Source organism: Serratia oryzae, from assembly GCF_001976145.1.
GTDB classification, from domain to species: domain Bacteria; phylum Pseudomonadota; class Gammaproteobacteria; order Enterobacterales; family Enterobacteriaceae; genus Chania; species Chania oryzae.
The window spans coordinates 192,251-204,682 of the sequence record NZ_MOXD01000006.1; the positions used below are offsets into that span (position 1 = coordinate 192,251).

9 protein-coding genes and 1 pseudogene are annotated in these 12,432 nt (G+C 57.0%); 7 read left to right on the top strand and 3 right to left on the bottom strand.

Translation table 11 applies throughout. The annotated features are described in order from the left end of the window. The first annotated feature begins 79 nt into the window (after positions 1–79). From ivbL to ilvN, 3 genes are all read left to right on the top strand, one after another. Positions 80–196, top strand: coding sequence for an ilvB operon leader peptide IvbL (gene ivbL / locus BMI79_RS23565; RefSeq protein ID WP_425272356.1), 117 nt, complete (start codon positions 80–82; stop codon positions 194–196). Between the two features lie 113 nt (positions 197–309). After that, positions 310–2,004, top strand: coding sequence for an acetolactate synthase large subunit (gene ilvB / locus BMI79_RS12930; RefSeq protein WP_076942549.1), 1,695 nt, complete (start codon positions 310–312; stop codon positions 2,002–2,004). Positions 2,005–2,007: 3 nt separating this feature from the next. After that, entirely contained in the window at positions 2,008–2,301 is a 294-nt protein-coding gene (gene ilvN / locus BMI79_RS12935; RefSeq protein WP_076942550.1) for an acetolactate synthase small subunit, read from the top strand. A 64-nt stretch (positions 2,302–2,365) separates the two neighbouring features. Here ilvN and BMI79_RS12940 read toward each other — a convergent pair whose 3' ends face one another. After that, a complete protein-coding gene (locus tag BMI79_RS12940; protein WP_076942551.1) occupies positions 2,366–3,133 on the bottom strand; it encodes a DedA family protein in 768 nt (255 codons plus the stop codon). 552 nt (positions 3,134–3,685) lie between these two features. Between BMI79_RS12940 and BMI79_RS12955 the strand changes: the two genes are divergently transcribed. Next, entirely contained in the window at positions 3,686–6,052 is a 2,367-nt protein-coding gene (locus BMI79_RS12955; RefSeq protein WP_076942554.1) for a DNA polymerase II, read from the top strand. Between the two features lie 385 nt (positions 6,053–6,437). Then, positions 6,438–9,344, top strand: coding sequence for an RNA polymerase-associated protein RapA (gene rapA, locus BMI79_RS12960; RefSeq protein WP_076942555.1), 2,907 nt, complete (start codon positions 6,438–6,440; stop codon positions 9,342–9,344). Between the two features lie 200 nt (positions 9,345–9,544). Here the strand turns inward: rapA and BMI79_RS12965 are convergent. Together BMI79_RS12965 and BMI79_RS23815 are read right to left on the bottom strand one after the other, a co-directional pair. After that, positions 9,545–9,760: pseudogene (locus tag BMI79_RS12965) on the bottom strand (3-oxoadipyl-CoA thiolase); the annotation flags it as partial. A gap of 378 nt (positions 9,761–10,138) precedes the next feature. After that, positions 10,139–10,276, bottom strand: coding sequence for a hypothetical protein (locus BMI79_RS23815; protein WP_158069117.1), 138 nt, complete (start codon positions 10,274–10,276; stop codon positions 10,139–10,141). Positions 10,277–10,341: 65 nt separating this feature from the next. On the opposite strand from BMI79_RS23815, the gene BMI79_RS12970 reads away from it, so the two are divergent. Then, positions 10,342–11,511 (top strand): ABC transporter substrate-binding protein, encoded by a 1,170-nt coding sequence (locus tag BMI79_RS12970; RefSeq protein ID WP_076942680.1) that lies wholly within the window; start codon positions 10,342–10,344, stop codon positions 11,509–11,511. Between the two features lie 45 nt (positions 11,512–11,556). Next, positions 11,557–12,429 carry a branched-chain amino acid ABC transporter permease gene (locus tag BMI79_RS12975; RefSeq protein WP_076942556.1) on the top strand — a complete coding sequence of 291 codons (873 nt, stop codon included), beginning with the start codon at positions 11,557–11,559 and terminating at the stop codon, positions 12,427–12,429. Positions 12,430–12,432 lie beyond the last annotated feature (3 nt).

Sequence of the window (12,432 nt, forward strand, 5' to 3'; positions counted from 1 at the left end):
CGTTTTTTATGCTGAACGCACAAACCTGTTGTGCAGATTTTGCACCTGTGGTTTTATAAAACTCTGTTTTTTACTACTGATGATAAGGTTCCCTGTGATCGCATCCTCGCTGACTTCGACCCTACTAACAACCGCGCTACCAGCCGCGGTGGTGGTCGTCGTGCGTGTGGTGGTGGTCGTCGGCAGTGCGCCGTAGGGTCCGAATCAACGCATCGATTCCCAAACCCCGCCGGCGCAAAACCGGGCGGGGTTTCTTGTTTTAGTCCCCCTGCCCAGAAATGCAAACCGGCCATGACAAAGGATAGGAACATGGCAATTTCGGGTACGCCACACCAGAAACAACGCTTCACCGGCGCGCAGTTGATCGTGCATCTGCTGGAACGCCAAGGGATTAACACCATTGCAGGGATCCCCGGCGGCGCAGCGCTGCCGCTGTACGATGCACTGAGCCAAAGCACCGTCATCAAACACGTGTTGGCCCGGCATGAACAGGGCGCCGGCTTTATGGCCCAGGGCATGGCACGCACCAACGGCAAAGCGGCGGTCTGCATCTCTTCCAGCGGCCCAGGGGCCACCAATCTGGTGACCGCCATCGCCGATGCCAAACTCGACTCCATCCCACTGGTGTGTATTACTGGCCAGGTGGCATCGTCAATGATCGGCACCGACGCCTTTCAGGAAGTCGATACCTACGGTATTTCGATCCCGATTACCAAATATAACCACCTGGTGCGCGATATCCGTGAACTGCCACAGGTGATCTGCGATGCCTTCCGCATCGCCGAATCGGGCCGCCCAGGCCCGGTGTGGATCGACGTCCCGAAAGACGTGCAAACCGCTGTCATCGAACTGGATGAGTTGCCACCGATCGCCGTGCCGGACGCGCCACCGGCCTTCGATAGCGCACAGGTCACCCAGGCCGCCGCTATGATCAATCAGGCCAAGCGCCCGGTGCTGTATCTCGGTGGCGGTATTATCAGTGGCGAAGCGCACAAGGCCGCCTTGCAGATGGCCGAACGCGCCAACCTGCCCACCACCATGACCCTGATGGCGCTGGGAGCGATGCCGGTAGAGCACCCATTGTCTCTGGGGATGCTGGGCATGCACGCGGCACGCAGCACCAACTTTATCCTGCAGGAAGCCGATCTGCTGATCGTGCTGGGTGCTCGTTTTGACGATCGCGCCATCGGTAAAACCGAACAGTTCTGCCCGAACGCCGACATCATCCACGTGGATATCGATCGCGCTGAACTGGGCAAGATTAAACAGGCCAATGTCGCGATTCATGGCGATGTCGGCCAGGTGCTGCAACAATTGCTGCCGATGATCGAAGCGCAACCCCGCACTGCTTGGCTGAAGATCGTTAACGATCTGAAAGATGAATTCCCGTTCAGCATGCCGAATGCTGAAGACCCGCTGAGCCATTACGGCCTGGTGAAAGCCGCCGCGCGCTGCGTGGATGAAAACGCCATTATCACCACCGACGTCGGCCAGCACCAGATGTGGGTGGCGCAGGCTTATCCACTGAGCCGCGCGCGCCAATGGCTGACCTCCGGCGGCTTAGGCACCATGGGCTTTGGCCTGCCAGCGGCGATCGGCGCAGCGCTGGCCGAACCGCAGCGCAAAGTGCTGTGTTTCTCCGGCGACGGCAGCCTGATGATGAACATTCAGGAAATGGCAACGGCGGTTGAGCACGATCTGGACGTCAAAATCATTCTGATGAACAATCAGGCGCTCGGGCTGGTACACCAGCAGCAAACCCTGTTCTATCAGCAGCATATCTATGCCGCCACCTACCCGAAGCGTACCGACTTCCTGAAAATTGCCGCCGGTTTCGGCTTGGACACCTGCGATCTCAACGCCGAGGAAGATCCACAGGCCGCGCTGATGGAAGCCATCAACCGCCCGGGCCCATGCCTGATCCATGCGTTGATCGATATGAACGAAAAAGTTTACCCGATGGTGCCACCGGGTGCCGCCAACATTGAAATGATTGGAGAATAAGCCATGCAGTCACTACAAAAGAACCCTCAGGTGATCCTGGAGCTGGCGGTGCGTAACCATCCGGGAGTTATGACGCACGTTTGTGGCCTGTTTGCCCGCCGCGCGTTCAACGTGGAAGGGATCCTCTGTATGCCGCTGAAAGACGGTTCGCAAAGCCGCATTTGGCTGCTGGTAGCCGACGATCAACGCCTGGTGCAGATGATCAGCCAAGTCGAAAAGCTGGAAGATGTGTTGCAGGTGAAACGCCATAACGAAGATATGCGCGTGTTTGAACAGTTGGAAGCCTTCTTCCAGTAAGATGCAGACTCTCTGATTGCAAGCGGCGGCCAACCAGGCTGCCGCTTGCGAAAAGACGGTATGATTACCCCGCCAATACCTTCCACAATAAGTGACCATAAACCGGCATCAGCGGTTGTTGCACCAAATAATAGACACTGACCAATACGGCAACCCAGCTCACTACACAGACGACGCGCAAGCGCAACGGCGTAAGCCAGCGCGCCAACTTATCAGCAGAGCGTTTACCTTCACGCCACCAGCGCCAGCTCAGCCAAGCGGCCAGCCATATCAGCAGCGCCACCTCAAGCAGCAGCCCCTTGAATAAGCCGCTGCCAGCACTGTTAGGAATATCGATCGCCACACCAGCCAGAATGCCGGGGAGGAAGTAGACCGGCGGCCAGGTCAAGCAGCCGATAATATTCGGCAGGGCAAATTTGTAGGGCGGCAGATCGAGCATCCCGGCCACCATCGGCACCAGTGGGCGGGTTGGGCCAACAAAGCGGCCAATCAGCACGGTAACCATGCTGTGCTGATGCAGCGCGTGCTCGGTTTTATCCAGCATCGACCGATTCTTTTGCAGAAATGACCAGCGATGCAGGGGCCCTTTGAAGGCGCGGCCGATAAAATAGGAGCTCCAGTCGCCCAGCAGGCAGCCGACAATCCCCGCCCCCCAGGCCATATAGAAATCCACCTTGCCGCTGCCAATCAGTGCGCCGATGCTGGCCATCATCACCGTGCCGGGCAGCAGCAGCCCGACCAGAGCCAATGACTCCAGAAACGCTACCAACATGACCACCATCAGGGTGAAAGCCAATGACTGAGCGATCAGGTGCTGTAAATAGGCTTCCATTAGACCTCTGTTCGTTAGCAAGTGCGCGTGGGCGAAGGATTCTCCGGCTCACCTCACAGCGAGTCAATCAATGAATTATATGTGCTTTTGTTTAGATAAGACGATCATGAAAAAATACTGTATAAAAGACCATGCTAAAATTCATTTGATTTCGCAACAACGCTGCGGCTTGAAGAAGGGTGTATACCCTATGGATTTCAAGTTGCAGCTAGGCGGCAAGGGCGAGCATCCCCAGGATGCTTACTCAAGTAAGTAACTGGGGTAAACGCACGCAGCCAACAACGCTGCGGCTTGAAGAAGGGTGTATACCCAACGGATTTCAAGTTGCAGCTAGGCGGCAAGGGCGAGCATCCCCAGGATGCTTACTCAAGTAAGTGACTGGGGTAAACGCACGCAGCCAACAACGCTGCGGCTTGAAGAAGGGTGTATACCCAACGGATTTCAAGTTGCAGCTAGGCGGCAAGGGCGAGCATCCCCAGGAGCTTACTCAAGTAAGTGACTGGGGTAAGCGCACGCAGCCAACAACGCTGCGGCTTGAAAGACGAAGGGTATATGGGATCTCTAGAGCAAGGCTTCATACTCACTCGCCACTGGCGCGACACTCCGGCCGGTACCGAAGTCGAATTCTGGCTGGCGACCGACCGCGGGCCACAACAGCTTAAACTGGCAGCACAAACCTCGGTGGCCTTTATCCCCGCCGAGCAGCAGGCGCGCGCCGAATTACTGCTACGCGAAGAACGCCATGTCGAACTGAAACCCCTGCCGCTGCTGGACTTTCACTCCCGCCCGGTGCTCGGCCTTTACTGCCGCCAACATCGCCAGCTCATCAAGCTGGAGAAACTGCTGAGAGAAGGCGGCGTCAGCGTTTTTGAGGCCGATATCCGCCCGCCCGAGCGCTATCTGATGGAGCGTTTTATCACCGCTCCGGTGTGGTTCAGCGGCCAGGCTGATGGTAAAGGCTCATTGTTCAACGGCCAGATGAAACCGGCACCGGACTACCGCCCAGCCCTTAAGCTGGTCTCGTTGGACATCGAAACCACCGCCCATGGTGAGCTTTACTCCATCGCGCTCGAAGGCTGCGGCCAACGCCAGGTCTACATGCTCGGCCCGGCCAATGGCGGCAATGAAGCGCTGGATTTCGATCTGGAATACTGCAACAGCCGCCCACAGCTGCTGGAACGGTTGAATCAGTGGCTGGAACAGCACGATCCCGATGCGATTATCGGTTGGAACCTGGTGCAGTTTGATCTGCGGGTGTTGCAAAAACATGCCGAACGCTACCAGATCCCGCTGCGCTTTGGCCGTGGCGGCAACCTGCTGGAGTGGCGCGAACATGGCTTCAAGCATAACCACTTCTTTGCCAGCGCCGCCGGGCGCTTGATTATCGACGGTATCGAAGCGCTGAAATCAGCAACCTGGAACTTCCCCTCTTTCAGCCTGGAGTCGGTGTCACAAGCGCTGCTGGGCGAAGGCAAAGCGATCGACAATCCTTACCAGCGCATGGCCGAAATCGATCGGCGCTTCGCCGAAGATAAGCCGGCGCTGGCACGTTATAACCTGAAAGACTGCGAATTAGTCACACGCATCTTTGCCAAAACCGAACTGCTGACCTTCTTGCTGGAACGCGCCACCGTCACCGGTCTGGCGGCCGATCGCAGCGGCGGATCGGTGGCGGCGTTCAGCCACCTGTATATCCCGCGCATGCACCGGCAGGGCTACGTGGCCCCTAATCTGGGGGAGTTGCCCGAGGAACACAGCCCCGGCGGCTTTGTGATGGACTCACAGCCCGGCCTGTATGATTCGGTTCTGGTGCTGGATTACAAAAGCCTGTACCCGTCGATCATCCGCACTTTCTTGATCGACCCGGTCGGGCTGGTGGAAGGCATGCAGCACCCTGACGATGCCGATTCCGTTCCCGGCTTTCGCCAGGCGCGTTTTTCGCGCAGCAAGCACTGCCTGCCGGAGATCGTCAACCAGATCTGGCAGGGGCGTGAAGCGGCCAAACGCCAGCAGAATAAGCCGCTGTCGCAGGCGTTGAAGATCATCATGAACGCCTTTTACGGCGTGCTGGGCTCGAGCGGGTGCCGTTTCTTCGATCCGCGCCTGGCTTCGTCGATCACCCTGCGCGGCCATGAGATCATGCGCCAGACGCGGGAACTGATCGAGGCACAAGGCTATCAGGTGATCTACGGCGATACCGACTCGACCTTCGTCTGGCTGAAGCAAGCGCACAGCGATCCACAGGCAACAGAGATTGGCCGCCAGCTGGTCGCACACGTCAACCAGTGGTGGCAGCAGCACCTGCAACAGCAGTACGGGTTGGAAAATGCGCTGGAGCTGGAGTTTGAAACCCATTACTCACGCTTTCTGATGCCCACCATCCGCGGTGCGGAACAGGGCAGCAAAAAGCGTTACGCAGGGCTGATTGCCAAACCGGACGGCAGCGAACAGATGGTGTATAAAGGCCTGGAAACGGTGCGCAGCGACTGGACCCCGCTGGCGCAACAGTTCCAGCAGCAGCTTTACCGGCTGATTTTCAAGCAGTTGCCCTACCAGGATTTTGTTCGTGACTACGTGGCTAAAACGCTCAACGGTGAATTTGACGATCAGTTGGTCTACCGCAAGCGCCTGCGGCGCAAGCTGAGCGATTACCAGCGTAACGTGCCGCCTCATGTGCGCGCGGCGCGCATCGCCGACGACTATAACCGCCAGCAAGGGCGGCCGTTGCAGTATCAGAACGGGGGATGGATCAGCTACGTGATGACCCTCGCCGGGCCAGAACCGCTGGAAACGCAACATTCACCGATTGATTACGATCATTATCTCGAACGTCAGCTACAACCGGTAGCAGACGCTATACTTCCATTTCTGCACGACGATTTCACCACGTTGGTGACCGGGCAGATGGGGCTATTCTGATATTATTCTTACCAGCCAAGCGGTAGAAAGAGGTCAGAAAAATCATCGGGTTTTGCAGGTGACGAATGCGTCGCCTTCCATTACCATAGCGCCCTTCCCAAATTCTGAACCATTCACCGTGCCGTATTGATGACGTATTCATGGTGTTAATAGCTATTGCCCGTCAAATGAAAACAAACCGGGAATAGCGTAACGACGGTCAGTTAAGCAGAAAGTGCATCACCATTCGGCACATTGCTGAAAGTTGCGCCCCCTCTCCCCAAGGAGAGGGAGCTGGTTAGTCTTAACTGACCAGCATTAGAGAATAAAAAGCATTTGAAACAGGTCGCCAGTCCCCACCTGCCTGGCGATAAGACTTACTTAATAAGAATCGAGCCGACAAACTATGCCTTTTACACTTGGTCAACGCTGGATCAGCGATACGGAAAGCGAATTGGGACTGGGAACTGTGGTAGCGCTGGATGTGCGTATGGTCACCCTGCTTTTCCCCGCCACCGGCGAAAACCGCCTCTATGCCAGAAACGACTCGCCGATCACCCGCGTGATGTTTAATCCGGGTGATACCATCAGCCATCATGAAGGCTGGCAGTTGCAGGTAGAGGAAGTCAAAGAGGAAAACGGCCTGCTGACCTATATCGGCCTGCGCATGGATACCCAGGAAGCAGGGGTTGCCATGCGCGAAGTACTGCTGGACAGCAAACTGACCTTCAGCAAACCACAGGACCGCCTGTTTGCCGGCCAGATCGACCGTATGGATCGTTTTGCTCTGCGCTTTCGCGCACGTAAATACCAGAGTGAGCAGTACCGCCTGCCGTTCGCTGGCCTGCGCGGTATGCGCGCCAGCCTGATCCCACACCAGTTACACATCGCCTATGAAGTCGGCCAGCGCCATGCGCCGCGCGTGCTGCTGGCGGATGAAGTTGGCCTGGGTAAAACCATCGAAGCCGGGATGATCATTCACCAGCAACTGCTGGCCGGCCGCGCCGAACGCGTGCTGATCGTGGTGCCGGAAACCCTGCAACACCAGTGGCTGGTCGAGATGATGCGCCGCTTCAACATCTATTTCTCACTGTTCGACGACAGCCGCTATTCCGAAGCGATGCTGGATAGCAGCAACCCGTTCGAAACCGAACAGTTGGTGATCTGCTCGCTGGACTTCGTGCGCCGCAACAAACAGCGCCTTGAGCAGTTGGCCGACGCCCATTGGGATCTGCTGGTGGTGGACGAAGCCCACCATCTGGCCTGGAGTGAAGAGGCCCCCAGCCGTGAATACCAGGTGATCGAGCAGTTGGCAGAACATATCCCCGGCGTGCTGCTGCTGACCGCAACCCCAGAGCAGCTTGGCCAGCAAAGCCATTTCGCCCGTTTGCGCCTGCTGGATCCGAGCCGTTTCCATGATTACGAAGAGTTTGTCACCGAGCAGCAGAAATATCGCCCGGTCGCCGATGCGGTCACGCTGCTGCTAAGCGGCGAGCGCCTGGCCGACGATAAACTCAACCTGCTGGGCGAACTGATTGACGAACAGGACATTGAGCCGTTGCTCAAAGCGGCCAACAGCGACAGCGATAACAGCGTGCAGGCGCGCCAGGAACTGGTCACCATGCTGATGGATCGCCATGGCACCAGCCGCGTGCTGTTCCGTAACACCCGCAACGGGGTGAAGGGCTTCCCGCGCCGCAACCTGCATCAGATCAAGCTGCCGCTGCCAGCCCAGTATCAGACGGCGATCAAAGTCTCCAGCATTATGGGGGCGAAGAAAAGCGTCGAAGCCCGCGCCCGCGATATGCTGTACCCCGAGCAGATTTATCAGGAATTCGAAGGGGAAAATGCCACCTGGTGGAACTTTGACCCGCGTGTGGAATGGCTGCTGGACTACCTGATCGCCAACCGCCATGAAAAAGTGCTGGTGATTTGTGCTAAAGCCGACACCGCGCTGCAACTGGAGCAGGTGTTGCGTGAGCGGGAAGCGATCCGCGCCGCCGTGTTCCACGAAGGGCTGACGATTATCGAGCGCGATCGCGCCGCCGCCTACTTCGCCTCACAAGAAGAAGGGGCGCAGGTGCTGCTGTGTTCTGAAATCGGTTCCGAAGGGCGTAACTTCCAGTTTGCCAGCCAGATGGTGATGTTCGATCTGCCGTTCAACCCAGACCTGCTGGAACAGCGTATCGGCCGCCTGGATCGTATCGGCCAGATGCACGATATTCAGATTATGGTGCCTTACCTGGAAGACACCGCGCAGGCGATATTGGGGCGTTGGTTCCACGAAGGGCTGGATGCCTTCGAGCACACCTGCCCGACCGGCCGCCCTATTTACGACAGCAGCTACGAGCAGTTGATTGGTTACTTGGCAGCGCCAACCGAGCAGGAAGGGCTGGACGAGTTTATCCACGCCTGCCGCCAGCAGCACAATCAACTCAAGGCGCAGTTGGAACAGGGGCGCGATCGGTTGCTGGAAATGCACTCCAACGGCGGTGAAAAAGCCCTGGCGCTGGCAGAAGCGATTGCCGCACAGGACAACGACATCAATCTGGTGAGTTTTGCCCTTAACCTGTTCGACATCGTCGGCATTAATCAGGAAGACCGCAGCGATAACCTGATCGTGCTGACGCCGTCAGACCATATGCTGGTGCCGGATTTCCCGGGCTTGCCGCAGGATGGCTGCACCGTGACTTTCGATCGCGATCAGGCCCTGTCGCGGGAAGATGCCCAGTTCGTCAGTTGGGAACACCCGATTATCCGCAACGGCCTGGACCTGATCCTGTCTGGTGATACCGGCAGTTGTGCGGTATCCCTGCTGAAGAACAAATCGCTGCCGGTGGGAACGCTGCTGGTAGAACTGGTGTATGTGGTCGAGGCGCAGGCGCCGAAACACCTGCAGTTGACCCGCTTCCTGCCCCCCACGCCAATCCGTATGCTGATGGATCGTAAAGGCACCAATCTGGCGGCACAGGTGGAGTTCGAAAGCTTTAACCGCCAGTTGAACGCGGTGAACCGCCACACTTCCAGCAAGCTGGTGAATGCGGTGCAGCAGGACGTGCACGCGATGCTGCAACAGGCTGAAAGCCTGGTGGAAGCACAGGCACGCGAACTGATCGAACTGGCCAAGCAGGAAGCCGATGACAAGCTGAGTACCGAGCTGGCACGCCTGGAAGCCCTGAAAGCGGTTAACCCGAACATCCGCGACGATGAAGTGGAAGCGTTGGAGTTCAACCGCAAGCAGGTGCTGGCCAACCTCAACGAAGCAGGCTGGCGCTTGGATGCCATCCGTCTGGTGGTAGTGACTCACCAATAATCGCAAGCGGGGAGCTTTGGCTCTAATGGTTAGTTCCCTCTCCCTTAGGGAGAGGGTTAGGGTGAGGGGACGATCACCGCACGACTTGCCCCTCACCCCGGCCCTCTCCCACAGGGAGAGGGGGCGACGCCTTTAGCAATTGATGCGTGATTATGTCGCTTTGCGCTTAACTAACCAGCATGAGAGTTTCAGTTCCCCATTTATTCCCCAACACGCTCCAGAATCCCCTGCCCGACGCCGATGCACAGGGTGCAGAGCGCATAACGCCACTCCAATTCCAAAGTTACCGTCAACGCTAAACGTGCCCCGCTCATGCCCAAAGGATGCCCCAAGGCGATAGCCCCACCATTCCGGTTAACCTGCTCGGCATCATCAGGCAGCCCCAACTGGCGTAATACCGCTAGAGGGATCGCGGCGAGATCATCGGCACGTAAGCTGGCCAGCGCTCCAGCATAGCGGCCTATAGGCGTGCGTACACCATCACAGATAAACGCATGCTGAATAGAATTTTAATCAATAAAAACATTATCTTATGCAAATCTCGCGCCGCTAATGAGAACCATAAACCTGCGCGGTGGGAACAACCCTCTGTGAGCTAGGCATGCAAACAAATAGCCATTATTTGCAACATATATCTAACTTTTTGATTATTTTTTGTAACATTATTTTGTATAAATTATTTCATTATGTCTATATTAATCGAGAATGACATCGTTATTCACCTGCAATGCCCATGAGTAAACCCTGTCTGTAGCCAACACCAGAGAAACAGGAACGCTTCTGTGCCGTGCTCATTACCGCAGCACCACCGTTGCGCAAATCAAAATAAACAGGCCGCCGTTGCTCGGAACCAACAGGCGCCAAGATGTGGGCAAGTAACAACTGAAGTAACCCTCGACGGCATGGCCAAGCCAGCGCTTGGCCAGGTTCATGGAGCACTGTCCCTGCAACTTGTAAGAGCAAGGGGATGAAAAAAACCGTTATTCTGGGAGGAACGATGAACTTAACAAAATGGCTCACCATTAGCTTGTCGTGCATCGCTGCACTGACAGCCCAATCGCCCGCCCACGCGGCGCAATACCAGGTCGGTGAAGTGATCTCACTGACCGGAGTGAATGCCCGCGGTGGCACGGGTATGCATGAAGGGATCAAAGTCGCGGAAGCGGTGTTTAACCAGCGCCCCGGCAGCGTAAAGATCAAGATCCAGACGATCGACGATGAATCCTCACCGGCTAAAGCGGTGGCGGCGGTAGAAAGATTAGCCGCCAATAACGTGATCGCCATTACCGGCGGAGCCACCTCTGATATCGTTGGGCCTGCCGCGACTGCGGCCGATAAACTGGGGCTGCCCTTTATGACCTCGGGGGGCACCAGCAGTGAGTTTCTCACCCAAGGCTTCCACTCTTTCTTTCGCATCAACAATACCACCGGCTATGTCAAAGCGATGGCTGGCCTGCTGGATACCATGCAGATCAACAAGCTGGCCATCATCTATTCCACCAAGAAATCCACCAGCGAAATGGCACGCATGATGCAGCAACAGATGGCCGAGAAAGGCGTCACGGTCACCATGCACCCCTTTGAAGCCACCACGGTGGATTTCAAGCCGATTATCAACAAGATCAAGCTGCAAGATCGGCCGGATGCCATCAACATGATTGGCTATGAGAACGATTATGTCGGCATTTTGCGGGCCACCAGAGTGCTCCGGCCGCCGGTGAAGGCCATGGTCGGTGCCTGGCAAATCGCCACCGCCAAGATGTATCAGGACTTCCCTGACTTAGTCGACAAAACCTACGGTACCGAGATGCTGCCGGTTCCGGTCACCTTCAACCGGCCAGAAGGCCAGGCGTTTGAGGCCGCGTTCCGCAAACTCTACCCGCATGAGCCGGATTACCTTTCACAGTACGGTTTTGTGCAGGGCATGCTGCTGTTCGAAGCCATCGCCCGGGCAGAAGCGGCAGGCACGCTGGAGAAAGGCGGCATTGCCCAGGAACTGCGCTCTACCGCGGTGGACACCATCATTGGCCAGGTACGCTTCAGCGCGCAGGGTGACAATGAGGAATTCATGCAGAACATCGGCCAACACCAAAAGGGGAAAATCGCCATTGTCTGGCCTGCGAGCGCCGCTACGGGGACCATGGAATTTCCAGGTACGCCTTGGTAAAGCCGTGCTGTCTGGATGTTCACCCCACCTGAATAAGAGGTGTGCATGACTGAATTATTGCTTCAATCGTTATATTCCGGCCTGCTGGCGGGCAGTGTGTACGCCCTGGTTGCACTGGGGCTGGCGCTGGTGTTTGGCATTATGCGGCTGGTGAATCTGGCGCATGGCGAGCTGGTGCTGCTGGCAGGCTATATTGCCTATACCTTCGAGTCGTCTACCGGTTTCGGGCCGCTCTGGTCAATCCCGCTGGCGTTTGTGGTGGTGTGTGCCGCCGCGCTCGGGATCTATGCGCTGCTCAGCCGCATCAAGATCGACCGGGAACTCAACTCACTGCTGTTAACCTATGGCGTGGGCGTGATTCTCACCAACCTGATCCTGCTGATCTGGAATGCCAATATCCGCTCCAGCAGCTCAGTGTGGTTACAGGAGCCGATCGTGATCGGCGATCTGTATGCCATGCAGGGTGAACTGGTAGCGTTCGTGATGAGCCTGCTGTTACTGGTTCTGCTCTGGAAATGGCTGGCACGCAGCTGGTATGGCCGCGCCGTGCGGGCGGTTTCCAGCCACCGCGAAGCCGCGATGCTGATGGGGATCAACCCGAAACAGACCGAGATGATCTCATTCCTGCTGGCAGGGATGATGGCCTCGGTGGCCGGGGTAGCGATCTACTGCACCCGGGTGATCCAGCCCTCGTTAGGGGAAGCGCTGACCATTAAGGCGTTCATTATTACCGTGCTGGCGGGGATCGGTTCTATTCCTGGCGTGTTAGTGGGGGCGATTGTGATCGGTGTGGCTGAAGCCATGAGCGCCACCCTGCTCAACCCGGCCTGGCAGGACTTAATCAGTATGGGGCTGTTCCTGCTGGTACTGTTCCTGCGTCCTAATGGTTTGTTCGGCGCAGTACGGCGTCAGGGATAATGC

Bases quoted from the DNA above. Each gene is read 5' to 3' on its own strand.
- BMI79_RS12955 (WP_076942554.1), top strand. From the start codon at position 3,686: ATGGGATCTCTAGAGCAAGGCTTCATACTCACTCGCCACTGGCGCGAC.
- ilvB (WP_076942549.1), top strand. From the start codon at position 310: ATGGCAATTTCGGGTACGCCACACCAGAAACAACGCTTCACCGGCGCG.
- ilvN (WP_076942550.1), top strand. From the start codon at position 2,008: ATGCAGTCACTACAAAAGAACCCTCAGGTGATCCTGGAGCTGGCGGTG.
- BMI79_RS12975 (WP_076942556.1), top strand. From the start codon at position 11,557: ATGACTGAATTATTGCTTCAATCGTTATATTCCGGCCTGCTGGCGGGC.
- rapA (WP_076942555.1), top strand. From the start codon at position 6,438: ATGCCTTTTACACTTGGTCAACGCTGGATCAGCGATACGGAAAGCGAA.
- BMI79_RS23815 (WP_158069117.1), bottom strand. From the start codon at position 10,276: ATGAACCTGGCCAAGCGCTGGCTTGGCCATGCCGTCGAGGGTTACTTC.
- BMI79_RS12940 (WP_076942551.1), bottom strand. From the start codon at position 3,133: ATGGAAGCCTATTTACAGCACCTGATCGCTCAGTCATTGGCTTTCACC.
- BMI79_RS12970 (WP_076942680.1), top strand. From the start codon at position 10,342: ATGAACTTAACAAAATGGCTCACCATTAGCTTGTCGTGCATCGCTGCA.
- ivbL (WP_425272356.1), top strand. From the start codon at position 80: ATGATAAGGTTCCCTGTGATCGCATCCTCGCTGACTTCGACCCTACTA.